Annotated in this window: 19 protein-coding genes and 1 pseudogene; 10 read left to right on the top strand and 10 right to left on the bottom strand. The window is 69.9% G+C overall.

Features of this window, described 5'->3' with window-relative positions:
* Nucleotides 1-207 precede the first annotated feature (207 nt).
* A complete protein-coding gene (locus tag BN971_RS08205) occupies nucleotides 208-1,596 on the top strand; it encodes a PE domain-containing protein (protein WP_085183239.1) in 1,389 nt (462 codons plus the stop codon).
* 28 nt (nucleotides 1,597-1,624) lie between these two features.
* Entirely contained in the window at nucleotides 1,625-2,128 is a 504-nt protein-coding gene (locus BN971_RS08200; RefSeq protein WP_085183240.1) for a SixA phosphatase family protein, read from the top strand.
* On the opposite strand, the gene BN971_RS08195 is transcribed toward BN971_RS08200, so the two are convergent.
* Together BN971_RS08195 and BN971_RS08190 are read right to left on the bottom strand one after the other, a co-directional pair.
* On the bottom strand, nucleotides 2,125-2,688 hold the full coding sequence (locus BN971_RS08195; RefSeq protein WP_085183241.1) for a DUF3558 domain-containing protein: 564 nt from the start codon (nucleotides 2,686-2,688) through the stop codon (nucleotides 2,125-2,127). The genes BN971_RS08200 and BN971_RS08195 overlap by 4 nt on opposite strands.
* Nucleotides 2,685-3,254 carry a DUF3558 domain-containing protein gene (locus BN971_RS08190; protein ID WP_085183242.1) on the bottom strand — a complete coding sequence of 190 codons (570 nt, stop codon included), beginning with the start codon at nucleotides 3,252-3,254 and terminating at the stop codon, nucleotides 2,685-2,687. Before BN971_RS08190 ends, BN971_RS08195 begins: the two co-directional genes overlap by 4 nt.
* 161 nt (nucleotides 3,255-3,415) lie before the next feature.
* On the opposite strand from BN971_RS08190, the gene BN971_RS08185 reads away from it, so the two are divergent.
* The 3 genes from BN971_RS08185 (at nucleotide 3,416) to BN971_RS08175 (ending at nucleotide 8,300) form a co-directional block, all read left to right on the top strand.
* Complete coding sequence (locus tag BN971_RS08185) at nucleotides 3,416-5,173, top strand: ABC transporter ATP-binding protein (protein ID WP_085183281.1); 1,758 nt, start codon at nucleotides 3,416-3,418, stop codon at nucleotides 5,171-5,173.
* Nucleotides 5,170-7,059, top strand: coding sequence for an ABC transporter ATP-binding protein (locus tag BN971_RS08180; RefSeq protein WP_085183243.1), 1,890 nt, complete (start codon nucleotides 5,170-5,172; stop codon nucleotides 7,057-7,059). The genes BN971_RS08185 and BN971_RS08180 overlap by 4 nt, the downstream gene beginning before the upstream one ends.
* A 101-nt stretch (nucleotides 7,060-7,160) precedes the next feature.
* The gene (locus BN971_RS08175) at nucleotides 7,161-8,300 is read left to right on the top strand and encodes a BTAD domain-containing putative transcriptional regulator (RefSeq protein WP_085183244.1); all 1,140 of its coding nucleotides are present in this window, start codon (nucleotides 7,161-7,163) and stop codon (nucleotides 8,298-8,300) included.
* 47 nt (nucleotides 8,301-8,347) lie between these two features.
* Here the strand turns inward: BN971_RS08175 and BN971_RS08170 are convergent, their stop codons facing one another.
* Complete coding sequence (locus BN971_RS08170; RefSeq protein WP_090349913.1) at nucleotides 8,348-9,184, bottom strand: LLM class flavin-dependent oxidoreductase; 837 nt, start codon at nucleotides 9,182-9,184, stop codon at nucleotides 8,348-8,350.
* Nucleotides 9,185-9,196: 12 nt separating this feature from the next.
* Nucleotides 9,197-9,946: an SDR family oxidoreductase gene (locus tag BN971_RS08165; RefSeq protein WP_085183246.1), complete on the bottom strand. Its 750-nt coding sequence runs from the start codon at nucleotides 9,944-9,946 to the stop codon at nucleotides 9,197-9,199.
* A 71-nt stretch (nucleotides 9,947-10,017) separates the two neighbouring features.
* Between BN971_RS08165 and BN971_RS08160 the strand changes: the two genes are divergently transcribed.
* The gene (locus BN971_RS08160; RefSeq protein ID WP_085183247.1) at nucleotides 10,018-11,052 is read left to right on the top strand and encodes an Lrp/AsnC family transcriptional regulator; all 1,035 of its coding nucleotides are present in this window, start codon (nucleotides 10,018-10,020) and stop codon (nucleotides 11,050-11,052) included.
* Nucleotides 11,053-11,275: 223 nt separating this feature from the next.
* Complete coding sequence (locus tag BN971_RS08155) at nucleotides 11,276-13,009, top strand: serine/threonine-protein kinase PknH/PknJ (protein ID WP_090349912.1); 1,734 nt, start codon at nucleotides 11,276-11,278, stop codon at nucleotides 13,007-13,009.
* A gap of 44 nt (nucleotides 13,010-13,053) precedes the next feature.
* Here BN971_RS08155 and BN971_RS08150 read toward each other — a convergent pair whose 3' ends face one another.
* The 3 genes from BN971_RS08150 to BN971_RS08140 form a co-directional block, all read right to left on the bottom strand.
* Nucleotides 13,054-13,623, bottom strand: coding sequence for a hypothetical protein (locus tag BN971_RS08150; RefSeq protein ID WP_085178932.1), 570 nt, complete (start codon nucleotides 13,621-13,623; stop codon nucleotides 13,054-13,056).
* Nucleotides 13,624-13,887: 264 nt separating this feature from the next.
* On the bottom strand, nucleotides 13,888-15,006 hold the full coding sequence (locus BN971_RS08145) for an adenylate/guanylate cyclase domain-containing protein (RefSeq protein ID WP_085178933.1): 1,119 nt from the start codon (nucleotides 15,004-15,006) through the stop codon (nucleotides 13,888-13,890).
* A gap of 56 nt (nucleotides 15,007-15,062) precedes the next feature.
* A complete protein-coding gene (locus tag BN971_RS08140) occupies nucleotides 15,063-16,454 on the bottom strand; it encodes an amidase (protein WP_085178934.1) in 1,392 nt (463 codons plus the stop codon).
* A 47-nt stretch (nucleotides 16,455-16,501) separates the two neighbouring features.
* Between BN971_RS08140 and BN971_RS08135 the strand changes: the two genes are divergently transcribed.
* Nucleotides 16,502-16,936 carry an HIT family protein gene (locus BN971_RS08135; RefSeq protein ID WP_085178935.1) on the top strand — a complete coding sequence of 145 codons (435 nt, stop codon included), beginning with the start codon at nucleotides 16,502-16,504 and terminating at the stop codon, nucleotides 16,934-16,936.
* A gap of 207 nt (nucleotides 16,937-17,143) precedes the next feature.
* Nucleotides 17,144-21,020, top strand: a pseudogene (locus BN971_RS08130) (diguanylate cyclase domain-containing protein).
* Nucleotides 21,021-21,024: 4 nt separating this feature from the next.
* On the opposite strand, the gene BN971_RS08125 reads toward BN971_RS08130, so the two are convergent.
* The 3 genes from BN971_RS08125 to BN971_RS08115 form a co-directional block, all read right to left on the bottom strand.
* Entirely contained in the window at nucleotides 21,025-22,056 is a 1,032-nt protein-coding gene (locus BN971_RS08125; RefSeq protein WP_085178937.1) for an LLM class flavin-dependent oxidoreductase, read from the bottom strand.
* 116 nt (nucleotides 22,057-22,172) lie between these two features.
* Nucleotides 22,173-23,294 (bottom strand): FAD-binding protein, encoded by a 1,122-nt coding sequence (locus tag BN971_RS08120; RefSeq protein ID WP_085178938.1) that lies wholly within the window; start codon nucleotides 23,292-23,294, stop codon nucleotides 22,173-22,175.
* On the bottom strand, nucleotides 23,291-24,103 hold the full coding sequence (locus BN971_RS08115) for a uracil-DNA glycosylase (RefSeq protein ID WP_085178939.1): 813 nt from the start codon (nucleotides 24,101-24,103) through the stop codon (nucleotides 23,291-23,293). The genes BN971_RS08120 and BN971_RS08115 overlap by 4 nt, the downstream gene beginning before the upstream one ends.
* A 75-nt stretch (nucleotides 24,104-24,178) precedes the next feature.
* On the opposite strand from BN971_RS08115, the gene tap reads away from it, so the two are divergent.
* The gene (gene tap / locus BN971_RS08110; RefSeq protein WP_090349910.1) at nucleotides 24,179-25,417 is read left to right on the top strand and encodes a multidrug efflux MFS transporter Tap; all 1,239 of its coding nucleotides are present in this window, start codon (nucleotides 24,179-24,181) and stop codon (nucleotides 25,415-25,417) included.
* Nucleotides 25,418-25,421 lie beyond the last annotated feature (4 nt).

Here is a 25,421-nt window from a genome sequence, read left to right as displayed (position 1 = left end):
GGCATCGCGAAGTCTAGGTCTGGGCACCGACAAGACGGGGGACCTCGACCGGCACGTCTTACGCGCGCTGGGATCCGTGCGTCACCGGCTTGCCCGCGGCACCGGTGGCGATCGCGCGCAAGTTTTATTAAGGAACTGAACCAAATCGGTCCGGACATGAGTAGCTTCTGTAACTGATCGGGGGATGCTAGAGAACGGGAGCCGCCGATGTCGTCATTCGTGAACGCAGCGCCTGAAGTCATCGCCGCGGCGTCGGGTGACCTGGCCGGGATCCGGGAGGCCATCACGCAGGCCTCCGCCGCCGCCGCGGCCCCCACGACGGGGATCGAGGCGGCCGCCGCGGACGAGGTGTCGGCGGCCATCGCCAACGTGTTCGCCGGTTTCGGCGAGGAGTTTCACGCGCTGACCGCGCAGACGGTGAGCTTCCAGGCCCAGTTCGCGCACACGCTGAACGCCGCCGGCGCCACCTACGCCGCCGACGAGTTCACCAACGTCTCCCTGCTGATCAGAGGGGTGGAGCAGCAGTTCTTCGACCAGGGGTTCTTCTCGCCCTTCATCTATCTGACCGGGCAACCGCTGTTCGGCAACGCCGCCGTCGGGCCCGTCGTCACCGGGACCACGGGCCCGGGACTGGGCGGCCGGCTGCTCACCGCCCTCTTCAACGGGACCCTCGGCAACGGCAGCGGCGGCGTGTTTCAGGGCACGGGGATCCCCGGCGCGGTGACCGGGGTCCGCGAGGGGACGTCCTACCTGGAGATCCCGGTCGGCCCGCACGGCTACGACGCCCCGGCCCGCTGGTACTTCCCCACGCAGGCGGACGGCACGGTCAACGCCCGCGGCGTGATCTACCTGCAGCACGGCTTCCTGGGAACGGGCGGCTGGTACGGCGCCCTGGCCACCGCGCTGGCGTACGGCACCGACAGCATCGTCGTCGTCCCCACGGTGTCCTCGATTCCGTTGCCGATGGGCGCCTATTTGAGCGGCACTCAGATGCAGCAGGGTGTCGCCTCGCTGTTCCTGGGCAACGAGAGCGCGCTGAACCTCAGCGCCAGCCAGGCCGGCTACCACGGCACGCTGCCGCAGAACTTCCTGATCACCGGGCACTCGGCCGGCGGCGGCCTGGCCACGCTCGCCGCCGGCGACTACATCGCGGACCTCGGGACGGACACCGCCGCCAACCACCTGCTCGGCGTGGTGATGTTCGACGGGGTCGCAAACAGCTCCTCGGCCTTCGCTGCTGCGATCGCCAACCTCAAGACGCTGAACATCCCCGACTATGTGGTGGCATCGCCGCCGCAGGCGTGGAACGCTTTCGGCGCCACGACCAACGAACTGGTCAGCCTGTACCCGGGTCAGTTCACCGGGGTCGAGTTGCTCAACGGCTCGCACGTCGACTCGCTGCTGGGCAACAAGCCCGTCATCGACTTCATCGCGCAGCTGTTCACCAGCTACTCCCCGGGGGGCAACACCACCGCCGTGTACGACCTGTCCACGGATTGGATCAACGACATCTACGCCGGAACGCTCCCGACCGGTCCGCTCGGTGGCCAGCAGATCATTCTGGGGCCGGCCACCGGCATCGGCCTGCCGGTGTGAGCGGGTGCCGGCTGGTTATCGTGAGCAGATGAACCGTCGGCGCACCCTCCTGCTGATGCGGCACGCCAAGTCCGACTACCCCGACGGTGTCGTCGACCACGACCGCCCGCTGGCGCCGCGCGGCATCCGGGAAGCGGGACTGGCCGGCGACTGGCTGCGCGCCAACGCGCCGGCCATCGACGCGGTGCTCTGCTCCACCGCGACGCGGACACGGGAAACGTTGGCGCGCACCGGGATCGACGCCCCGGTGCGCTACAGCGACCGGCTCTACGAGGCCACGCCGGGAACGGTGATCCGGGAGATCAACCACACCGCCGACGATGTCGGCACGCTGCTGGTCATCGGACACGAGCCGACGACGTCGGGGCTGGCGCTCACCCTGGCGGCCGATGAAGGCACGGATCTGGCCGTGCTGGAACGCATCTCGATGAAATTCCCGACGTCGGCGATCGCGGTACTCACGGCGGAGTGCGCGTGGAACGCCCTGGAGCCGCGCCGGGCCGCACTGGTCGGCTTCGAAATCCCGCGCTAGGAGTTCGTCGCCAGCGTCAGCTCCATCAGCTTCAGGGCCTGCCCGCACGCGTCGATGCCCGGCGCCTGCGGATTGACCCACCAACCCACCACCCCGGCGGCGTCGCTGGCCACTCCGCACGCGCCGTTGGGGTCGTCCGGGCGCATCACGATCGACTCGATGCCGGCGATGTTGCGGTTTTCCACCTTGTACTTGAGGAACTCGGCGACCTTGCGCTCCTCGGACAGGCTGCCCTGTTCGAACCAGAACCGGGTGATGTCGATCAGCCCCGCCGGATTGGCCGCCTGCCACCGGCAGATCGCGCCGACGAACGTGCTCTGGATGTCCAGCGGATCGGCGCCCACGGTCTTGGCGAGGATGTCGCTGGTCAGCACCTCACACTCCTTGAGCAGGTTCGGATACTGCTGCTGGGAGTTGTTGTTGCGGGGCGTGCCGCCCGACCCGGCCTTCACGGCGTTGCCCGCGACCGACTTCGAGCATCCGGTCAGCACCACCAGCGCGAGGATCACGCTGATGACCGCGACTTTGACGCGCGGGCGCAAACGCTGTGCCGCGGTCATTTGGAATTCGCAATCGATTGTCGGGCCAGTTCTTTGGCGATGTCGCAGGGCGGGGGGAACGGCTTCTGGCTGAAGCTCACCGACCACTCGATGAAGTCGTCCTGGAACTGAATGCCGACCTCGCACAGCGAATCCCCCAGATTCGGCTCGTTGCCGACCGCGATGAAACCGCTGTGGCCGTTGATGTTGATGTCGTCGACGCTCGCGCGCGACAGCTCCTCGGTCTTGCGCTCACGCCCGATCGGGCTGCCGCGATACCACGAGAACGAGAAGTGCGGGCCCAGGATGCCGCCGCCGGCAAGCCACTGACAGCCGACGGAGTTGCGGGCCGTGTTGATCAGCCCGCTGACCTTCGTCAGCTCCGTTACGGTCTGATCGCTGACGCCGCCGCACTGCGGGAACATCGGCCCGTGGTGCCCCTCGCCGTTCGCCGGCGCCGACGAGCCGGTCGACCCCGCCTTGTTGTCGCCCCCACCCGAGCATCCGGCGACGGCGGCGATCAGGATCGTCAACGCCAGCGATAACCGCAACGCCATCCAAGCCAGAGCCCGCACCCTACGCCGCACCGATTTCTCGCCTACTGGTCGTCACACGATGCACTGTAGCGGCAGGCCTGGGGGTCAACCACCGACGCGCCACCTGAGCAGGCGTTTCGATCTCGGCGACCACGCCGCCGGCCCGCGCGGTGCTGACCCGGCCGCCGGCGGCGATGTGCGACAGTTACCGAATGCTCCTGGCACTGCTGCGCCAGTACGTCAGGCCGTATCGCCGGCTGGTCGGAGCACTGATGGCGCTCCAGACGATCAGCACGATGGCGTCGCTGTATCTGCCGACCGTCAACGCCGCGATCATCGACGACGGCGTCGCCCGCGGCGATACCGCCACCATCGTCAGGCTCGGCGCGGTGATGCTCGCCGTCACCGGGTTGCAGGTGCTGTGCTCGGTGGGGGCGACCTACTTCGGGTCGCGGACCGGGATGGGATTCGGCCGCGACCTGCGCGGGGCGGTGTTCGACCACGTCACCACCTTTTCCGAGCGCGAGACCGCGCGGTTCGGCGCCCCGACCCTGCTGACGCGCAGCACCAACGACGTCCGGCAGATCCAGTACCTGGTTCAGATCGCGGCCACCGTCCTGGTGACCGGGCCCATCATGTGCGTCGGCGGCATCGTCATGGCCCTGCACCAGGAGGCCGCGCTGACGTGGCTGCTGCTGGTCAGCGTTCCGATCATGGCCGTGGCCAACTACTGGATCATGTCGCGCATGCTGCCGCTGCTGCGCCGCATGCAGGGCCTGATCGACGGCATCAACCGCGTGCTGCGCGACCAACTGTCCGGGGTCCGCGTGGTGCGGGCCTTCGCCCGCGAGCCCTACGAGCGCGACCGGTTCGCGCGCGCGAACCACGCCCTGTCCGACACCGCCCTGACCGCGGGCAACCTGCAGGCGCTGATGCTGCCGGTCACGACGCTGACCGTCAACGTCTCCAGCGTCGCGCTGATCTGGTTCGGCGGGATGCGCATCGATCACGGCCAGATGCAGGTCGGTTCGCTGACCGCGTTCCTGGCCTACTTCACCCAGATCCTGATGGCCGTGGTGATGGCGACGATGACGCTGGTGGTGCTGCCGCGGGCATCGGTGTGCGCCGAACGGATCACCGAGGTCCTCTCCGCCCGCCCCGCCGTCTCGAGCCCGGCCAACCCCAAGTCCCCGCCGGGCGGGATCACGGGGGCGGTCCGGTTGGAGGGGGCGTCGTTCACCTACCCCGGCGCCGAACGCCCCGTCCTGCAGGATGTTTCGCTGACCGCGGCGCCGGGCACCACCACCGCGATCGTCGGCAGCACCGGTTCGGGCAAGTCGACGCTGGTGTCGCTGATCTGCCGGCTCTATGACGTGAGCGGCGGCGCGGTTTTCATCGACGACGTCGACGTGCGCGACTACCACACCGAGCGGCTGTGGTCGGCGATCGGGCTGGTTCCCCAGCGCGGCTATTTGTTCTCCGGCACCGTCGCGGACAACCTGCGCTACGGAAAGGCGGATGCGACCGACGAGGAGATGTGGGAGGCGCTGCGCATCGCCGACGCCGACGGCTTCGTGCGCGCGCACGATGACGGGCTGCTCATGCGCGTCGCGCAGGGCGGGATCAACTTCTCCGGCGGGCAACGGCAACGCCTGGCGATCGCCCGCGCGGTCATCCGCCGCCCGGCGATCTATCTGTTCGACGACTCGTTCGCCGCGCTCGACGTGCACACCGAGGCCCGCGTGCGGGGCGCGCTGCGTGAGATCTCCGGAGACGCCACGACGATCGTTGTCACCCAACGGATCTCCACCGCAGCCCGGGCCGAGCAGGTGATTGTCATCGACAACGGCCAACTCGTGGGCCGCGGCACCCATGAATCGCTGCTGACCGACTGCGCCGCCTACGCGGAGTTCGCCGACTCCCAGTCGGTGGGCGCGGTGCGATCGGGCCGGGCCGGGGGCGCGCCATGACCGCGACACGCGGCGCGGTGCGGCCCGCCGTCGGCCGGTCGCGCGACTTCTGGGGATCGTCGGCCCGGCTGGTGAAACGGCTTGCCCCGCAACGCCGCATGATCGCGGTGATCATGACGCTGGGCGTCACCGGAACCGTTGTCGGCGTCGTCGTGCCGCGCATACTGGGCCACGCCACCGATCTGCTCTTCAACGGCGTCGTCGGGCGACGCCTCCCGGCCGGGATCAGCAAGGCCCAGGCCGTCGCCGCGGCCCGCGCCCGCGGCGACAACTCCTTCGCCGACCTGCTCTCGGGCATGAACGTGGTGCCGGGCGCAGGCGTCGATTTCGGCGCGGTGGCGCGGACGCTGGCGCTTGCGCTGGCGCTGTATGGGCTTGCCGCGCTGCTGATGTGGGGACAGGCCCGCCTGCTGAACATCACCGTGCAGCGCACCATGGTCGCGCTGCGTTCCGACGTCGAGGACAAGATTCACCGGCTGCCGTTGGCGTATTTCGACGGCCGGCAGCGCGGCGAGGTGCTCAGCCGGGTCACCAACGACATCGACAACGTCCAGTCGTCGCTGTCGATGACGATCAGCCAACTGCTGACGTCGGTCCTGACCGTCGTGACCGTGCTGGCGATGATGCTGTCCATCTCGCCGCTGCTCACCCTGATCACCGTTGCGGCCGTGCCGCTTTCGCTGCTGGCGACCCGGGCGATCGCGCGGCGCTCGCAGCGCCTGTTCGCCGCCCAGTGGACGAGCATCGGACGCCTCAACGCCCACATCGAAGAGACCTACAGCGGGTTCACCGTGGTCAAGACCTTCGGCCACCAGGCGGCGGCGCGCGAGCAGTTCCGCGCGTTGAACGACGACGTCTACCGGGCCAGTTTCGGCGCCCAGTTCGTCTCCGGGCTGGTCGGGCCCGCGACCACGTTCGTCGGCAACCTGGGCTACGTCGCGGTCGCCGTGGTCGGCGGCGTGCAGGTGGCGACCGGGCGCATCACCCTGGGCAACATCCAGGCGTTCATTCAATATGTGCGCCAGTTCAATGCCCCGCTGAGCCAGGTCGCCGGGATGTACAACGCCGTGCAGTCCGGGGTGGCCAGCGCCGAGCGGGTGTTCGACCTGCTCGACGAGCCCGAGGAGCCGGGCGACTCGCCGCTGCGGTTGCCGGCGCCCACCGGCCGGGCCGGACGTGTCGAGTTCGAGCGGGTGAGCTTCTCCTACCGCCCGGGCACCGAGGTGATCCACGACCTGTCCATGGTCGCCGAACCCGGCAGCACGGTCGCGATCGTCGGGCCGACCGGGGCCGGCAAAACCACGCTGGTGAACCTGCTGATGCGGTTCTACGACGTGGATGCCGGCCGGATCCTCATCGACGGCGTCGACATCACCACCGTGAGCCGGGAGTCGCTGCGCTCGGGAATCGGCATGGTGCTGCAGGACACTTGGCTCTTCGACGGGACCGTCGCGGAGAACATCGCCTACGGGCGCCCGGACGCCGGCGACGACGAGGTGGAGGAGGCAGCCAGGGCCGCCTACGTCGACCGGTTCGTCCACACGCTGCCCGCGGGCTACCAGACTCGCATCAGCGGCGACGGCGCCAACATCAGCGCCGGCGAAAAGCAGCTCATCACCATCGCGCGCGCATTCCTGGCCCGCCCCCGGCTGCTGATCCTGGACGAGGCGACCAGTTCGGTGGACACCCGCACCGAGGCCCTGATCCAGCGCGCCATGTGCGAACTGCGCCGCGATCGAACGAGTTTTATCATCGCGCATCGGCTTTCGACGATCCGCGACGCCGACCGCATCCTGGTGGTGGAGGCGGGCCGGATCGTGGAGCAGGGTGACCACGCCGGGCTGCTGGCCCGCCGCGGCGCCTACTACGCGATGACCCGGGCGTAGCTGATGGCGGCAGTTGCGGTGAACCGGTCCGCCGGTGATATGCGCGAGAATCGATCACGTCCCGTCCCCAAAGCACGCACTCCGAAAGGCTGGTAAGCGCGATGGCGAACACACGTCTCGAGTTCGGCCTGCTCGGACCGTTGGAGATGACCGTCGACGGCGCCCCCGCGGCGTTGGGTACGCCCAAGCAGCGGGCGGTTCTGGCGCTTCTGCTGATGAACCGCAACGTTCCCGTCGCCGTCGAACGGCTCATCACCGGCCTGTGGGACGGCTCTCCCCCGTCGGGCGCGCGGGCCAGCATCCATTCCTACGTGTCGAATCTGCGAAAGCTGCTCGCCGGACACGGGATCGACCCCCCGGCGGCGTTGACCGCCGCGCCGCCGGGTTACCGCCTGACCGTCGCCGACGGCGACTGCGACCTCGGGCGGTTCATCGCCGAGAAGACCGCGGGTGTGCATGCCGCGGCGGCCGGCCTCTTCGAAGCGGCCAGCCGGCACCTCTCCGAGGCGTTGGCGCAGTGGCGGGGACCCGTGCTGGAGGACCTGCGCGACTTCGCGTTCGTCGAGACCTATGCCACCTCCCTGGTCGAAGAGAAGATCCTCGTCCACACCGCGCAGGCCGAGGCCGAAATGGCCTGCGGCCGTGCCCCCGCCGTGATCGCCGAGCTGGAAGCCCTGACCGCCGAACACCCCTACCGCGAGCCGTTGTGGGCCCAGTTGATCACGGCCTACTACCTGTCCGACCGGCAGTCCGACGCGCTGGCGGCCTACCGCCGCGTGAAGGCCACGCTCGCCGACGAGCTGGGGATCGATCCCGGGCCCACGCTTCGCACCCTCAACGAGCGGATCCTGCGCCAGGAACAACTCGATGCCCGCAAGTCGGCGAAGACCACCGCTGCCGGGGTGATCACCGTACTCGACCAGCGCACCATGGTGTCGGGCCAGAAGGCCGTCGCGTGCCTGACGACGGACTCGGGGCGCAGCTATCCGCTGCAGGCGGCGGCGACCCGGATCGGGCGGCTCGGCGACAACGACATCGTGCTCGAGAGCCCCAACGTCAGCCGCCACCACGCCGTCATCGTCGACACCGGGACCAGCTACATCATCAACGACCTGCGTTCGTCCAACGGCGTGCACGTGCAACACCAGCGGATCCGCTCGACCGCCACGCTGCACGACGGCGACCACGTCCGCATCTGCGACTACCACTTCACGTTTCACACCGCCGGCGGCGACGCCTAGCCGTCCGGGCCGCCGCGGCGAATCACTGTGTGCAACAGGACAAGACATCACAGCAGCGCGTCGGCGAGGCGATCGACCTGGTCGAGATCGGCGACGCAGGGGTGGAACACGACCCCGTCGAACCCCAGGTCCCGGTAGGCCCGCACGGTCTGTGCGGCGTCGAGGGGCGAGGTGAGCATGTCGGCGACGTTGAGTGCGGCGTAGTCGGGCTTGAAGCCGTAGTAGCGCTGCAGGTGGGCCCGGCCGGCGGCGACGGTCTCGGCGTCGCCGAGGGCGAAGTTGACGCTGGCCGAAAGCCTCGGTCGGCCAGCGCGATTCGCCTCCGCCCACGCCGCGCGCACCCGGTCGGCGAGCACGGACGCCCCGGCGGTCCAGCCGTCACCGATCGTCGCGGCGCGGCGGATCGAGGCGTCCGCGCGCCCGCCGAACAGGATCGGAATCCGCACCGGCGCAGGGGCGAGCGCCTTGTCGCCGGTGACGGTCCTGGCGTCGCACGTCTCACGCAGGACGGCCACGGTCTGGTCGAGGATGCGCCCACGCCGCCGGAAGTCCACGCCGACGGCGGTGTAGTCGTCCGGCCGGCTTCCGATTCCCAGGCCGAGGGTGAGGCGGCCGGAGGATGCGCCGGCGAGGGCGGTGACTTGCTTTGCCAGCAGCGCCGCCGGATAGAGCGGGGCCAGCAGCACGTTGGTGGTCAAGCCGATGACTGTCGTCGCGCCCGCGGCCACGGAGAGCGCGACGATCGAGTCGAGGCTTTCGTAGACCAGGCGGTCGATCGCCGCCAGTTCGGCGAAGCCGCGCCGCTCGGCCCGGCGGGCCCACTCGGCGTGCAACGGACCCGGCACGTGCGCGATATGGCTGGGCAGTCCGATTCCGATCTGCATGGTGATCGCTCCTCAGGGGTTCACTGATTCGAAGACGGCGTCGTAGCGCCCGCCGCGGGCGGCGAAGCGCACGCGTTCGGCGCCGCCGACCACGATCTCGGTGGCGTCGGGCCGGCCGCGCAGCAGCGACATCGTCTGGGCGACAAAGTCATTCAGCGCCATCACATCGGGACCGCGGTCCTGGCCGGCGAGCATGTCGGTCTCCACCCGCGGCGGGATGATCTCGATCACCTGGACGCAGGTGTGGCGCAATTGGCGGCGAAGCGACTGGGTGTAGGAGTGCAGGCCCGCTTTGGTTGCCGAGTAGGTCGGCGCGACCGCTTTGGGCACGAACGCCAACGCGGAGGTCACGTTCACGATCGCGGCGTGCGGTTGGCCCAGCAGGGTCGGTAGTAGCGCTGCAGTGAGCCTCATCGGGCCGAGTAGATTGACCGCCACCGTGGCCTCGGCGATCCCGGCGAGGGCGGCCTGACCGGCCAGCAGGTCCTCGGAGAGCATGATGCCCGCGTTGTTGACGAGGACGTTCAGGCCGGGGTGGCCGGCGCGAAGTTCGGCGGCCAGCCGGTCGATGCCGGCCGGCTCGGCAAGGTCCACGCGACGGCATTCCATGCCCGGGTTCGCATCGGCGACGGCCCGCAGCGCGTCGCGACGGCGCCCCGCGATCACAACCTGGTTGCCCGCTCGATGCAGGGATTCGGCGAGGCCGCGGCCGATTCCGCTGGCGCCGCCGGTGACCAGGACGGTGTTGCCGGTCAGGTTCATGGGCTCCAGGCTGGCAGCGGCGGCCGCAAAGTTGCTATGCCTGCGCCGATATTGACGAGAAGTCCTCATTAATGTTGCGATTGGCGCATAATTTCCTCGTGATCGACGCCATGGACGCGCAGATTCTGCATGCCCTGCAGTTGGCTCCGCGGGTGTCATTCCGCCGGATCGCCTCCGTGGTCGGGGCCACCGAGCAAACCGTCGCCCGGCGCTACCATCGGCTGCGCCGCGACGGCGTCGTGCGCGTTGTCGGGCTGGAGAACCGCTGGGTCGATGGCGAAGCGAGCTGGGTGTGCCGGATTCGCGCCGCACCCGAGCGGGTGTCGCAGCTGGCCGACGCGCTGGTGCGCCGGCCCGACGTCTCCCACGCCAATGTGCTGGCGGGATGGACCGACCTCGTCTGCGTCATCCGTGCGCCGCTGGGCAACGGTCGCGAGGATCTCCTGCGGCTGTTGCCGCGGACGACGGCTGTCACGGACATCACCATCGACCTGCTGCTGCATGCGTTCGGCGACCCGGCAAACACGCCGTGGACGGGCTACGGCCACCCACTCTCCGAGCGGCAAGCCGCGCAGATCCTGGCCGAGCGGACCTGCGCGGTGTCGCGCGATCAGCCGACCTTGCCCGCCGCCGAGGACCGTCCGATCCTCGAGGCGCTCGCCGAGGATGGCCGCACCCCGCAAGCAAAACTCGCCGCGCGGACCGGCTGGTCGGTGGCCAGGGTGGGCCGGCGACTCGCGGCGCTGGAGGCCTGCGGCGCGCTGCTCTACGACGTCGACGTGCTACCCGAGCGCCTGGGGCACCAGCTCAGTTGCATGCTGTGGCTCACGGTGGCGCCCCGCGACATCGAGCGCGTCGGCGAACGTATCGCGGCGCACCACGAGATCGCCTTCGCCGGCGCCACGAGCGGATCCAAGAACCTGATGGCGATTGCCATCTGCCGCGACGCCGACGACCTGTACCGCTACCTCAGCGAGCAACTCGGGCAGATCGACGGGATCCTCGGCTACGAGGTCAACGTCCGCACCCAGCGCCTCAAGCAACACGGATCGCTGGTCGCCCACGGGAGGCTGATCAATCCGCTCCCGACCCGGCCCGCGCGCTGAGCGAATTCAGCCTGGCGGCAACGGTATTGGTGCTGGCGGCCGTCACACGCTGCCCACCGAACGCGCTGAAGCGGATCCGGCGGCACGCACAGCCGGTGGTCGGCAGGCGTCTGCATATACGGCGGTGGCAGCACCCGCTTCGCGGGTCACGGGCAAACACCCGGATTGGTGGGCGGTTTGTTGGTATGGTCGGCGGGCCTGGGTTGGTTTGGAGGTTCACCGGATGAGCGACGCGCAGGCTTCGCGGGTGGGTTCGACGTTTGGGCCCTATCGCCTGACGCGGCTGTTGGGCCGCGGTGGGATGGGCGAGGTGTATGAGGCCGAGCACACCGTCAAGGAATGGACGGTGGCGGTCAAGCTGATGACCGCGGAGTTCAGCAAGGACCCGGTGTTTCGCGAGCGGATGAAACGCGAAGCGCGCATCGCCGGTCGTTTGCAAGAACCCCACGTGGTGCCCATCCACGATTACGGCGAAATCGACGGGCAGATGTTTTTGGAGATGCGCCTGATCGAGGGCACCGACTTAGACAGCCTGCTCAAGCGCTACGGCCCGCTGACCCCGCCACGCGCGGTGGCCATCATCACCCAGATCGCCTCGGCGCTCGATGCCGCGCACGCCGCCGGGGTGATGCACCGCGACGTCAAACCGCCCAACATCTTGGTCACCCGCGACGATTTCGCCTACCTGGTCGACTTCGGCATCGCCAGCGCGACCACCGACGAGAAACTCACCCAACTGGGCACCGCCGTGGGCACCTGGAAATACATGGCCCCCGAACGCTTTTCCAACGCCGAGGTCACCTACCGCGCGGACATCTACGCGCTGGCCTGCGTGCTCTATGAATGCCTGACCGGCGCCCCGCCCTACCGCGCCGACAGCGCGGCCAGCCTGGTCACCGCCCACCTGATGGACGCCATCCCCCAACCCAGCACCCAGCACGCCGGCGTGCCCAAGGGCTTTGACGCCGTCATCGCCCGCGGCATGGCCAAAAAACCCGAAGACCGCTACGCCAGCGCCGGCGACCTGGCCCTGGCCGCCCACGAAGCACTCACCGACCCCGACCAAAACCACGCCGAAACCATCCTGCGCCGCAGCCAAGAAGCCACCCTGCCCACCATCGACACCACCCCCGCCACCCCCGAACCCCGCACGCCGCCCGCAGCGCCCGCGCCGTATCCCCCCGGGCCACTCCCCGGTGACTGGGTAACGCCGCCACCCAATACCCCAGTGCCCCAACAGTTCCCCGGGCCCGCCTTAAACCCCGCCCGCAAACGCAACCCCTGGCCCCTCGTCGCCACGGTCGCGGTGGTGCTGGTGGTCGTCGTCAGCGGGATCGGCATCTGGCTCGTCGTCCGGCCCAAGCCGGCGCCGCCACCCGACCCGGTGTCCACCGATCAGCTCAGCGCGCTGCTGCTGAGCACGTCGGACATCAACTCGATCATGGGCGCCTCGACCATGGAGGCCGGCAAGCCGATCACGGCGATGAACACCTCCGAGCTGACGCTGTCGGCGCCGGACTGCCAGGGAGCGCTCTACACCAGCCAGGACCCGGTGTATGCGGGTAGCGGCTACACCGGGATCAGCGCACTGGTGTCATCCGAGCCCGGAGACAACTACACCCACTGGGCCAACCAGGCCGTCGTCGCGTTCCCGTCCGCGGACAAGGCCAAGGCGTTCCTGCAGAGTTCGGCGACCACGTGGAAGGACTGCGCGGGCAAGACGATCGAGGTGACGAAGAACGGCGACACCATTCACTGGACGTTCGGCGAGCTGAGCGGCGCCCCGCCCAAGATCGCGATGGCCGACTCCGAGGAGGGCGCTGACGGTTGGGGGTGTCAGCGGGTGCTGGGCGTGGCCAACAACGTGATCGTCGACATCAGGGCCTGCGCTTACCACGTCGGCGACCAAGCCGGACAGATCGCCGACAAGATCGTCGCCAACGTCAACAAGCTGTAGACTCCGCACACCGCGCAAAAGCTCGACGGCACTGCGTCTTTCGCTTACGAAGGCAGATCCGGGCCCTGCGCGCGCAGGTCGTCGACCGCCGACATGGCGTCACGCAGCTTGGCCAGCCATTCCTCGGTGTGCTCGCCGACCAGCTTGACCGTCCAGGCCAGCGCGTCGGCGCGGGACCGGGCGACCCCGGCGTCGACCAACGTGTCGAGCACCTGCCGCTCGGGTTGCTTCAGGCGCGTCATCACCGGTACGGCGATGTGGGTGAACAGGATTCGCTCGCCGGCGACCTCGACTCCCCAGGAAACCTTGCGGCCGTAACGATCCTGCGCCTCGTCGGCAATGCGCATCCGCTCGGAGCGCGTCTCCTCGCGGAAGCGCGCGACTCGCCCCTCCGCGCGGGCCCCGCTCTCCTGCTGCTCGCCCTCGGGTTCGGCGAGCTTGCCGATGACGGTGATCTCCTCCCGGTCGACGATCACCGCGGGGTCGTTGTCGAACCAGGTTTCGGGGATGCGTCCGGCGAACCATTCGGCGGCGCCGCTCGCGTCGGGTTGCTGGGCCTGCTGCCAGCCTCCGGGCCGGCCGTAGCGCCGCCCGTGCATGTGGTTTGCTTTCATGATTACATGATTACACCGTTACATCGTAATGGGGAAGGGTGTTCGCCCCCGGCGAACCCGGGGCGGTCCCCAGCCCCGGCTCAGGTGGGGCGAGCCGTTGTTATCCGCAGCTCAACGGAGTAATTTGGGCTGCGAAGCAGGCCCGGAAGCGACCAATTCCAAGCGCCGGAAGATGGGTAGGAAGCCGGCCGCGTGCGACACGCGCATGACGGAGTCGTCCGCCCCCAGAGTCGCCCGGGCCTGCCTAATGCCGGCGTTCGCGGCTCAGCCGCCACTCCGCCGAATCCGAAACAGCTTGACCTCGTTCTTGATGCCCTTGAGCCGGCGCGAGCCAGCAAACGACCCCTCTAAATTGCCGATGCCGCCGACGGCCTCCCAGACCGAATCGGCGGCCAGCACCGTTCCCGGGCGGGCCACCCCGGTCACCCGGCTCGCCACGTTGACCGGGCTGCCGAACCAATCGCCGGCCCGGCTGACCGCCATTCCCGACGCCAGACCGGCGCGCAAGCGGGGGAAGTCGTTGTCGCCGTCGACCGCGTCGACGAGCTTGAGCAGCACGTCCAGCAGGGGCGCGGGCTGCGGACTGACGAACATCACCGCGTCGCCGATCGTCTTGATGAACCGCACCGGCGGCACGGTCGCGTCGCGGGCCATGTCGGCCAGCCGGTTGGCGAGCCGGCCCAGCTCTTCGGCGGACACCACTTCGCCGATGCGGGTGAAGCCGACGAGGTCGGCGAAGCCGACCGTGACCTGGCGGGCTCCCGGCAGCGGCTTGCCGGCCGCGCGCTCCGCGGCGTTGACGGCCTCGATCTCCATCATGTGGCGCAGGTGCATGAACAGCATGTCCTGGATCATCGGGCCCAGCAGGGGAGCGATCTGGCTCACGAATGCCATTGAGCCTTTGGCGATGTCGACTTCCGTCGACCCGGGTCGCATGATCGTCGTGAGCGCGGTGTAGCGCATCACCTCGGCGGCGTGCGACAGGCCCTCGGCGAGGACCCGCACGACCAACAGGACCTGATCGGGTTGCACGCCGAGCTCGATGAACCGCTGGACGTGCGCAGCGGCCTCGCCGTCGGCGCGCATGTGCACGACGGCATCGGGATCGTCCACCCGCACAAGACCGATGGCTCGCTGGACCCGCTCCAGCAACGTCAGCTCGACGCCGTAGATCTCGCTGATCTCCCGGGTCGACATGTACGTGCCGTCGTCGCCGATCAGGTGGCGGGTGGCCAGCAGCAGCGGTGAGCTGCTGGCGCGGATCTCGTCGGCGGTGACACCCTGCTCGAGCAGCCATGCGACCAGCTCAGCCCGCTCGGCGCGCGCCGCGCCCTCGAGCCCGTCGAGCAGATCTTCGATGTTCTCGATCCCCCCGGGGTCCACGACGCCAACCTACAACCCCGGCGAGGCGACGCGGCCGTGGCGCATCATGGCCGATTTCAGGACAGCGGCGGGCGGCGGTCGGCCCACGGCCGCGCGGCCTCGATCTGCGCCGACAGGGACAGCAGCGTCGCTTCGTCGTACGGGCGGCCGACGAGCTGCACCGACAGGGGCAGCCCGTCGCCGTCGAGGTCCCACGGCACCGACGCCACCGGTTGCCCGGTGAGGTTCCAGATCTGCTGGTAGGGCACCCGCTGCCCCACCAGCAGCAGCGTGGACACCGCGCCGCGGCGCTGGTAGGCGCCGATGCGGGAGGGCCCGGTGGCCGTGCCGGGCGTGACGACGACGTCGACGTCGTCGAAGATCGCCTGGATCCGGGCGCTCAGCGCGGGCTCGGCGGCCAGGACGGCCTCCATGCGCCGGTCGGAGAAATAGGTGCCCAGGCGGGCGATGTTGCGGGTGCGCGTTTCGAGCTGCTGCGGGCGGGCCTGCGCGTCGGCCTCGTCACTGATGCCACGCAGGTAACGCGGCAGGAAGTTGAGGAGGGTGGCCGACGCCGGGTATTCGGGGTCGGCCCGCACGACCTCGTGGCCGAGATCGCGGAAGAGCGCGCCGGCCTGCTCGACGGCCTCGAGTTGCGCCCGGCCGACGCGGACGGGCAGTGGGGTCGGGGCCTTGGTGCTCAACGCGATTCGCAGCTTGCCGGGCGCGCGCGCCGCCGCGGCGCCGAACTCCCCTTCGGGCCCCGGCACCGTCGACGTGACGTCGAGGAACAGCGCCGCGTCCCGCACCGAACGGGCGAGCGGGCCGTTGACGCTGAGCCCGTACCACGCGCCATCGTGCGGCTCCAGCGAAACCCGGTCGCGCTGCGGCTTGACGCCGAACAGGCCACACCACGTCGCCGGGATGCGGATCGAGCCGCCGCCGTCGGATCCCAGCGCCAGCGGGGCCAGTCCGGCCGCCACCGCGGCGGCGCTGCCGCCGCTGCTGCCGCCGGGGGTGCGCCGCGGATCCCAGGGGTTGCGGGTCGCCCCGAACGTCAGCGACTCGGTGTAGGGGAACATCATCAGCTCGGGCACGTTGGTCTTGCCGATGATGACCGCGCCGGCGGCCCGCAGGCGCCGCACCACCTCCGAGTCGGCCGTGGCCGCCGGTCCATGACCGCCGCTGCCGCACGCCGTCACTTCCCCGGCGACGTCGGTGTCGTCCTTGATCGCGACGGGCACGCCCAGCAGGGGCCGGCGCTCACCGGCGTCGAGCCGCTCCTGCGCGACGACGGCCTGGTATCGCGCGTTGTCCGCCGCCACCACGCGGTAACAGCGCAGTTCGTGGTCCAGGCGGGCGATGCGGTCCAGGTAGACCTCGAGCAGGTCCGGTGCGGTGAGTTCACCGTCGGCCAGCATCTGCGCCTGTGCGGCCGCTCCGGCGAAGGCAACCTCGCGAGCGTCCACTGCGGCAGCGTATCCCGCAGCTCGGGCCGGCCAGTACCGTGGGCGACATGTCCTGCGTCTTCTGTGCGATCGTCGCCGGAGAGGCCCCCGCCATCCGAATTCATGAGGACGACGACTATCTGGCCATCCTCGACATCCGCCCGTTCACCCGCGGCCACACCCTGGTCGTTCCCAAGCGGCACACCGTCGACCTCACCGACACCCCGGCGGAAACCCTGGCCGGGATGGTCACCGTCGGGCAGCGGATCGCCCGGGCCGCACGCGCGACGGAATTGGCCGACGCGACCAACATCGCGATCAACGACGGCCGCGCCGCCTTCCAGTCGGTGTTCCACATCCACCTGCACGTGTTGCCGCGGCGCGACGGCGACAAGCTCTCGGTCGCCAAGGGGATGCTGCTGCGCCGGGATCCCGACCGCGAAACCACCGGGCGGATCCTTCGGGAGGCGCTGGCCCGGATCGACGCAAACCAGTCCGAGTGAGGATTTGAGCAGCCCAATATCGCCAGGTAGTGGCCCGAAAGGCGGGTCGTCGGACTATTCTCCAGTAACGCGCGGTGACCGCTTTGGCTCACCGCGAGCTCGGGATCGGCTGGAGCGGCTATGAAGCGCTGGACGGGTAACCCCTGGCGGCGGCTCGGACTGCCCTCGCGGCTCGGTTGGCTGGTCCTGGGGTTCTACGGCACCGCGATGCTCCTCATCCTGGCGGACTGGGTCGCCGGGTGGCAGAGCCCCCATGGGCAGCGCCCGCTCTACCAGGCCGTTTCACTCCCGGCTTTGGTGTTTGCGGCGGCGTGCGCGGGCTACGCGGCCTACCACGCGACGGGGCGCCACCGCTTGGGCTGGCTGGCACTGGTGCCCGCCATGCTCGGCGCCGCGGTGGGGCAGATCATCTGGGCGGTCTACGACGTGCGTCCAGAGGTCGAGCACGCCAGCCATCCGGCGGTGGGTGAGGTTTTCTTCAGCCTCTATCCGTTGGGCGCGATGGCCGCGCTGGTCCTGATCTCGCGGGCCTCTCGGAGCACCCCACGCCGCCTGGTGCTCGACGGTCTGATCGTGGCGGCCTCGCTCTTCGTCATCTGCTGGGTGTTCGTCCTGGACAAGCAGCTGCGGGAGGACGCGGGCTCCATGCCGGTGACGCTCGGTGAGGTGACCGCCGACATCATTCTGGCCACCACGGCCATCATCATGCTGTCGCGGGCGCATGCGACCGACTGGCCCAGCCGGCGCCTGGTGGCCGTGGGCATCGCGGTCATCTCCATCGCCGACATGCTGGTGGTGTTCAGGGCCGGGTTCGGCAGCTATCACGACAGCGACCCGGCCGACGTGTTCCGGCTGGCGGGCATCGGGATGATCGCGCTGGGCGCCCTGGCCAGCGTCACCGAGTCCCCCACCCGCCCGTCGCGCACGGACGAGATCTTGTCGCGTACCCGCCTGTGGCTGCCCTACCTTCCGCTGCTGGTGGCCGCCGCCGTCGGTCTGAGCCACGCGGTGGGCCTGATGGCGCACGGGCCGATGCTCGCCGCGCTGGGCCTGCTGGCCGCCGCCGTGCTCGCCCGCCAGTTCCTGGTGCTGCTGGAGAACCGGAAGCTGTTGTCCGAGGTGGCGCGGGAAGCCTTCCGGGACAGCCTGACCGGGCTGGCCAACCGCGCTTTTTTCCTGCACCGGTTGGAGGAGTCCGTCGCCCGGCTGCAGCACGACACCAACTCCTTCGCCCTGTTGTGCCTGGACCTGGACAACTTCAAACAGGTCAACGACGCGCTGGGCCACCCCGCCGGCGACGAACTGCTCGTCCGGGTCGCCGGGCGGCTCACCGCCGTCCTGGACAGCAGGGACACCATCGCCCGGCTGGGGGGCGACGAATTCGCCGTGCTCCTGCGGGGTTCCGTCGACGAGGCACACGCCGCGGCCCATCGGGTCCTCGACGCCTTCAACACCGCGATCGTGATCGAGGGAGTTCCCGTCTCCGTCCGGCCGAGCATCGGCTTCACGGTCGCCACCCCGGCCTCCAACTGTACCGTCGACCAGCTGCTGCGCCACGCCGACCTCGCCATGTATACGGCCAAACGCGAAGGCGGACAATGTGTTCGCAGCTTCATCCCCGACCTGCCCCTGCGCTATTCGTTGCCGGAAGACGCCGCCTCGACCGCCCCGGCCGGCGAAGGGTGGCCGCCGGGCGCGGCCGCCTCCGCCTACCAGGCCGTCACCGGCACGCGGGGCTCCACCGGCGCTTTCGGCAACGGGACGGCGGTGGCGCCGGCGCTGCGACCCGTTGCCGGCCCGGCGACATCGGCACACGACCTGCCGCGCCGCGCGGCCGACGGCATCCGTTGGCCACCGACCGGTATCCGAATCGTTCTGGCGCTGTTGGCGTTTGGCGTGCTGGTCTTCGCGGTGACCAGCGTCGCCGATCCGAAGGCCAGTCACGGTGTGCTCTTTGCCGATTGCCTGTATGCGGCGTTGAATGCGTTGGCGGCCGCGCTCATCGCCCTCCGCGCGATCCGCGTGGCGGCCGACCGGTTGGCCTGGTCGTTGATCGCCGCCGGCATGGGGCTGTCGGCGCTCGGCGACATCGTCTACGCCGCATGGGTTACCGAGGGTCAGTCGCCGTCGCCGGCCGATCCGGAGTACCTGGCGTTCTATCCGTTCGTCTACGCCGGACTCATCCTGCTGACGCGGGCGCGCCTGCGGCGGGGGCCCGTTGCGCTGCAGCTCGACTCCCTGGTGTGCGGTCTCCGCGGCCCGCGCACCGGCGACCGTGCTGGTGGGCCTCGCCTACCCGGCGGGCGACCTGCTTCTGCTGGCCCTGGCCGCCGGCGTGCTGCCAATAGTGGGCTGGCGCAACGGATTTCGTTGGCTGATGCTGGCCCTCGGGTTCATCGGGTTCGCTGTCGCGGACACGGTGTACCTGTTCCAGACCTCCGCGGGCTCCTACCGGGTCGGCACCACGCTCGACGTGCTCTGGCCCGCATCGTCGCTGTTGGTGGCGGTGGCCTGCTGGGCGCCGTGGTCGTCGGCGGCCCCCTTGCCGCGGCGTGGCCTGAGCTCGTACACCGTGCCGGTGGCGTGCACGGCCATCGCGGTTGCCGTGGCCGTGCTGGGCCACCGTTCGGGACTGGCATCGACGCTCGCCGCGTTGAGCCTGGTCGCGGTCGCAGCCCGGTTCTCGGTGACCTTCCGCGATGTGGGCATGCTGGCCGAAAGCCACCGGCACGCGATGACCGACGACCTGACCGCGCTGCCCAACCGGCGGTCGTTGGCGACGTCCCTGACCGAGCTGCGCCGCCCCGACTCCGCCGGATCCGCCGCGTTGAACTCGCGGGTGTCGCGCCGGGCGCTGATCCTGTTGCACCTGTGCGACTTCGAGGAGATCACGGAGTCGATCGGTCGCCACTTCGCCGACGAGCTGGTCTGCCGCGTCGCGAACCGGTTGGCCGGCACGGTGCGTCGGGAAGGGTTGCTGGCGCGCGTGCGCGACGACGAGTTCGCCGTCCTGCTCGACGAAGGATCCGATCTGATCACCGCGCGCACCCAGGCGGGCCGGCTGCTGGAGGCTCTCAGCGAGCCGTTCCAGCTCGACCCGGTCACCATGGGCGTCGACGCGTGCGTCGCGATCGCGCTCTACCCCGACCACTGTGAGCATCCGCAGGAGTTGCTCACCCGGGCCGAGACGGCGGTGCGCCATGCGAAGTCGACGTCCGGCAAGATCGCGGTGTACGACCCGGCGTTCGAGATGTACCGCGACAACGACCCCCGCCTGGTCGAGGAGCTGCGGGCCGCGCTCGTCGAGGGCGGTGTCGATCAGGGCCTGACCCTGCACTACCAGCCCAAGATCAACGCCGCCGACGGCAGCGTGCACAGCGTGGAGGCGCTGCTGCGCTGGCACCATCCCACCCGCGGGCTGTTGCTGCCGGAGGAGTTCCTGCCGGCAGCCGAGCGCGCCGGGCTCAACCGCAGGATCGCCGACCGCACGATCGACTCGGCCCTGGCGCAGGTCCGGTGCTGGCGCGAGCGGGGCATGCTGCTGCCGGTCGCGGTGAACCTGTCGACCACCAATCTGCTCGACCTCGAGCTGGTGGGCACCATCGACCGGCTGCTGAAGGCGTACGGGCTTCCGCCGAACGCGCTGATCATGGAGATCACCGAAAGCGCCCTGGTCGACTCCGCGCGGTCCCGCAACACCGTGACCGCGCTGCAGCACCTGGGCGTTCGCATTTCGCTGGACGATTACGGGACCGGCTGGTCGTCGCTGGCGCGCCTGCAGGACGTCTCCGTCGACGAGCTGAAACTGGACAGGATCTTCGTCTCGCGGCTGGTCCAGGACCCGCGCTCGGTGGCGATCGTGCGCTCCACGGTCGCCCTGGCCCGCAGCCTGGGGGCCGATCTGGTCGCCGAGGGGGCCGAAGACGAGATGACCCTGAACGCGCTGCACCGATACGGGTGCACCATCACCCAGGGGTTCATCCACACGCCGCCGCTTCCCCCCGAGGAGCTGTGGCAGTGGATCACCACGCACGCGCCCCGGCCCAAGGCGGGTCAGCCGCAGCAGGCCGGTGTGCCGGAGTGACCGCCTAGAACAGCTCCTTGGCCAGCAGCTCCAGCGTCGCCACCCGCGCGGGCGCGGTGCCCCGGTCCGTGCCCAGGTGGGCCGAGGCGACCGGGTGCACCATGACCTCGTCGACGCCGAATCGGTCGGCCAAGGCCCGCACCTGCTCGGCGGCCTGCGCGGGTGTGCCGAGGACGGCCCGTCGCAGGCCGCTGTCCACGATGCGCTGCTGCTCCGGGCCGAGCTGCGCCACCTCGGCCTCCTCGACCAGCGGCACCGGCCCGAGCGGCTGACCCGTGCGCAGCCGCGCCATCATCTGCAGGTTGGGCAGCATCAAAGCCGTTGCCTCGTCGCGGGTTTCGGCCACCGCGGCGTTGACCGTCAGGAACGTCAGCGGCTCTGGGGTCAGGGCGCTCGGCTTGAAGCGGGACCGGTAGACCTCGAGCGCCTCCTCGGTCCCCTGGCCCGAGAAGTGGTGGGCGAACACGTACGGCAGCCCCTTGGCCGCGGCCAGGTGCGCCGAGTACATCGACGACCCCAGCAGCCACAGCCGCGGCTCGCTCGCGGCCGCGGGGGTGGCCTTGAGCCGATAGTCCCCCGAGCGCAGCGGCACCACGACGCCGCGCGCGCTCATCAGCGCGACCACGTCGTCGAGGTAATCGGGGAAGTTCTCGATGTCGTCATCGCCGCGGCCGCTGCGCAGGGCGTACGACGTCACCGGGTCGGAGCCCGGCGCCCGCCCGATGCCGAGGTCGATGCGGCCCGGGGCGGCCGCCTCCAGCAGCGCGAACTGCTCGGCGACCGCCAGCGGCGCGTGGTTGGGCAGCATGACGCCGCCGGAGCCGAGCCTGACGTGTGTCGTTTGCGCGGCAAGGTAGGCGATCAGGACCGGCGGGCTGGTGGCGCCGACCGACGGCATGTTGTGGTGCTCGGCGACCCAGTAGCGGGTGAAACCCAGGCGGTCGGCGGCCTGCGCCAGCTGCACGGTGGCCGCCAGCGCGTCACCGGTGGTCTGGTCGCTGCGTACCGGGACGAGGTCGAGGACGGAAAGGCGCACGCCCGCGACAACGCACTTTTCGGTTCGAACGTTCCCGGGGCCGCCGCGTGCAGACGCAGAATCACCCGACACGCCGGCCGCGAGTGCGATTCTGCGTCTGCTCGCCGAAGGAGGTGTCAGTAGTCCTTGAGGATGATGGAGTTCACGATGCGCTCGAACACCTCCTGCGGTATCGGCGCCCCGCCCGGGATGTTGTCGACGACCAGCCACTGGTTGCGCTTGACGTAGTCGTTGAATTCCTTGTGGTAGTTGGCGAACCCGAGTTCGTAGTCCTCGCCGGCGGCCTTGAGCTCACCGGCCAGCATGTAGGCGCCCAGCAGGGCCACGCTGGTCCCCTGCCCCGACAGGGGTGAGCAGCAGTATCCGGCGTCGCCGACCAGCGCCACCCGGCCCTTTGACCAGCTGTCCATCTTGATCTGCGACATCTCGTCGAAGTAGAAATCCGGCGCGCTGCGCATGTACTCCAGCAGCTGCGGGCGCACCCAGCCGTCGTCGGCCATCCGCTTCTCCAGCTCGACGAACTGGGCGTTGGTGTCGCGGTAGTCGATGCGCAGGTCAGGGTCCATGAAGCCGACCATGGCCCGGGCCTCGGTGTTGTTGCGCGCGCTGTAGACCCCGGCCATGGTGTGGTCGCCGTAATGCCAGGTCTGCCAGTAGTCGAGCTCCAGGAAGTTGGGCACGGTGAAGATCGCCGCGTGGGTGCCCAGCGGCTCGATGAACTGCTCCTCGGGGCCGAACACCAGCCGGCGCACGTTGGAGTGCAGCCCGTCGGCGCCGATGACCAGGTCGAAGCGGCGTTCGTCGGCCTGCTCGAAGGTGACCGTGACCGACGTGCCGTCGTCGCGCAGCGCGGTGATGCTGTCGTCGAAGATGAACTCCGTGGTCAATTTGGCTGTGTCGTACAGCAATTCGACGAGATCGTCGCGCAGCAGCTCGATGTCGGGGTTGGCGATGAGCCCGCCCGTAGGCGTCGATTCGGTGTCGCGCGAGAGCTCGTTGCCGTCGCGGTCCACGACCGAGGAACCGCGGATCCGCGTCCTGACGTGGTCTGCGGCCGCCCGAAGCGCCATGCGCTGCAAAACCTCCAGCGCCGGTCCCCGCACGTCGATCGCCTGCCCGCCGCGCCGCAGGCCGGGGTGGCGCTCCACCACCGTCACCGAATACCCATGCCGTCCAAGCCAATACGCCGTCGCGATGCCAGCCACGCTGGCCCCGGAAACCAGTACGCTCCCGGTCACTTGATCCCTGCCAGCTTCTTGGCCTTTCCGAAGACGTCGTCGAGCATTACCGGAGTCAACCTACCGGTGAACATATTCTGCTGGCTGGGGTGGTAGCAGCCCAGCAACCGCACGCCCGCCCCCAGCTCGGCCACCGCGCCGTGGCCGAACCGCGGTTTGGGCACCCCGGCCGCGACCGGCAGCCGCAACGCCACCTGCCACGCAAACCCGCCGAGGGCCACGATCACCCGGACGTGCCCGGACACCAGCCGCCATTCGGCGTTCAGCCACGGCCAGCAGGTGTCCCGCTCGGCCGGGGTGGGTGCGTTGGCCGGCGGCGCGCACCGCACCGGCGCGACGATGCGAACGTGGTCGGTGCTCAAACCGTCCGCGGCGTCGACGCTGGTCGGCTGATTGACCAGGCCGGCCCGATAGAGCGCGGCGTACAACTGGTCGCCCGAGCGGTCACCGGTGAACATCCGACCGGTCCGGTTGGCGCCGTGCGCGGCCGGCGCAAGCCCGACGATCAGCAGCCGCGGCCGCGGCGCCCCGAAGCTCGGCACCGGGCGGCCCCAATACGGCTGGTCGGAGAAGGCGCGGCGCTTGGCATGCGCGACGTCCTCGCGCCAGGCGACCAGCCGCGGGCAGGCCCGGCAGACGCTCACCATCGCGTCGAGGTCCGGGATCGAACCGGCCCGGGCGCTCAACGCGACCACCCGGGCGGCGTCGGCGGCCACCGGGGTTTGCGGCGTCGCCGGGTCACCGGGCCATCCGGAGCCGGGACCGACCGGGGAGGCGAACGCCTGGCCGGTACTTGGGTGGGCGAGCACGTGACCATCCTGCCCGAGCGGCGAAATTCGGTGGTCTCATCCATCGCATGGCGTTAGATTCAGCCCCGATATCCCATGAGAAGCACCCGGGCCCCGGCGGTCCTGATCCTGTTCGCCACGTTGACGGCGACCGCGGGTACCGGCATCTCGATAGTCGCGTTCCCCTGGCTCGCGCTGCAGCACCACGACAGCGCGAAGGACGCCTCGATCGTGGCCGCCGCCATGACGGTGCCGCTGGTCTTCTCCACGCTGGTGGCCGGGACCGCTGTCGACTTCTTCGGGCGCCGCCCGGTGTCGCTGGTCTCCGATTCGCTGTCGTGTTCGGCGGTGGCCGCGGTGCCGCTGACCGCCTGGCTGTTCGGCAGCGGCGCGACCGACGTTGCGGAACTGGCCGTGCTCGCCTTCTGCGCGGCCGCCTTCGACCCGGCCGGGACGACGGCGCGCCAGTCGATGCTGCCGGAGGCGGCCGCCCGGGCGGGCTGGTCGCTGGACCGCACCAACGGCGTCTACGAGGCGGTGCTCAACCTGGCATACATCGTGGGCCCGGGCATCGGCGGTGTGATGATCGCGACGGTGGGCGGCGTCAACACGATGTGGGTGACCGCGGCGTTATTCGGCTTGTCCTTGCTGGCGATCGGGGTGCTGCGCCTCGAGGGGGCCGGCAGGCCACACCACGCGGCGCGACCCGACGGACTGTTGTCCGGCATCGCCGAAGGGCTGCGGTTCGTCTGGAACCTGCGGGTGCTGCGCACGCTGGGCTTGATCGACCTGACCGTCCCCGCGCTGTCCCTGCCGATGGAAAGCGTGCTGTTCCCGAAGTACTTCTCCGACCGCCACCAGCCCGCCCAGTTGGGCTGGGTGTTGATGGCGCTCGGGGCCGGCGGCGTGGCGGGGGGGCTCGGGGACGCCCTGCTGCTCTCGGGGCGCCTGCGGCGGCGCACCGCCGTGCTGACCGCGACCCTCACCTTCGGCGCGGCCGCGATCGGCATCGCGTTCCTGCCGCCGCTGCCGGTGATCCTGGCGCTGTGCGCGATGACCGGCCTGGTCTACGGGCCGATCGCGCCGATCTACAACTACGTGATGCAGACGCGGGCGCCCCAGCACCTGCGCGGCCGCGTGGTCGGGGTGATGACCGGGCTGATGTACGCCGCGGGACCGCTGGGACTGCTGGTGGCCGGTCCGCTGACCGACGCCGCCGGGCTGCACGCCACGTTCCTGGCGCTGGCGATCCCGATCCTGCTGATCGGCCTGCTCGCGTGCGCCGCGCCGTCGCTGCGGGAACTGGACCGCGCGACCGTAGGATCGGGACCGTGAGCCT

Source organism: Mycobacterium bohemicum DSM 44277 (assembly GCF_001053185.1).
Lineage (GTDB): Bacteria > Actinomycetota > Actinomycetes > Mycobacteriales > Mycobacteriaceae > Mycobacterium > Mycobacterium bohemicum.
Note: the sequence above shows the minus strand (reverse complement) of the source record. Positions and strands in the feature narration are given on the sequence as shown.

Excerpts from the sequence above, each read along its gene's own strand:
- BN971_RS08205 (WP_085183239.1), top strand. The coding sequence starts at position 208 with ATGTCGTCATTCGTGAACGCAGCGCCTGAAGTCATCGCCGCGGCGTCG.
- BN971_RS08200 (WP_085183240.1), top strand. The coding sequence starts at position 1,625 with ATGAACCGTCGGCGCACCCTCCTGCTGATGCGGCACGCCAAGTCCGAC.
- BN971_RS08195 (WP_085183241.1), bottom strand. The coding sequence starts at position 2,688 with ATGACCGCGGCACAGCGTTTGCGCCCGCGCGTCAAAGTCGCGGTCATC.
- BN971_RS08185 (WP_085183281.1), top strand. The coding sequence starts at position 3,416 with ATGCTCCTGGCACTGCTGCGCCAGTACGTCAGGCCGTATCGCCGGCTG.
- BN971_RS08180 (WP_085183243.1), top strand. The coding sequence starts at position 5,170 with ATGACCGCGACACGCGGCGCGGTGCGGCCCGCCGTCGGCCGGTCGCGC.
- BN971_RS08175 (WP_085183244.1), top strand. The coding sequence starts at position 7,161 with ATGGCGAACACACGTCTCGAGTTCGGCCTGCTCGGACCGTTGGAGATG.
- BN971_RS08170 (WP_090349913.1), bottom strand. The coding sequence starts at position 9,184 with ATGCAGATCGGAATCGGACTGCCCAGCCATATCGCGCACGTGCCGGGT.
- BN971_RS08165 (WP_085183246.1), bottom strand. The coding sequence starts at position 9,946 with ATGAACCTGACCGGCAACACCGTCCTGGTCACCGGCGGCGCCAGCGGA.
- BN971_RS08160 (WP_085183247.1), top strand. The coding sequence starts at position 10,018 with ATGTTGCGATTGGCGCATAATTTCCTCGTGATCGACGCCATGGACGCG.
- BN971_RS08155 (WP_090349912.1), top strand. The coding sequence starts at position 11,276 with ATGAGCGACGCGCAGGCTTCGCGGGTGGGTTCGACGTTTGGGCCCTAT.
- BN971_RS08150 (WP_085178932.1), bottom strand. The coding sequence starts at position 13,623 with ATGAAAGCAAACCACATGCACGGGCGGCGCTACGGCCGGCCCGGAGGC.
- BN971_RS08135 (WP_085178935.1), top strand. The coding sequence starts at position 16,502 with ATGTCCTGCGTCTTCTGTGCGATCGTCGCCGGAGAGGCCCCCGCCATC.
- tap (WP_090349910.1), top strand. The coding sequence starts at position 24,179 with ATGAGAAGCACCCGGGCCCCGGCGGTCCTGATCCTGTTCGCCACGTTG.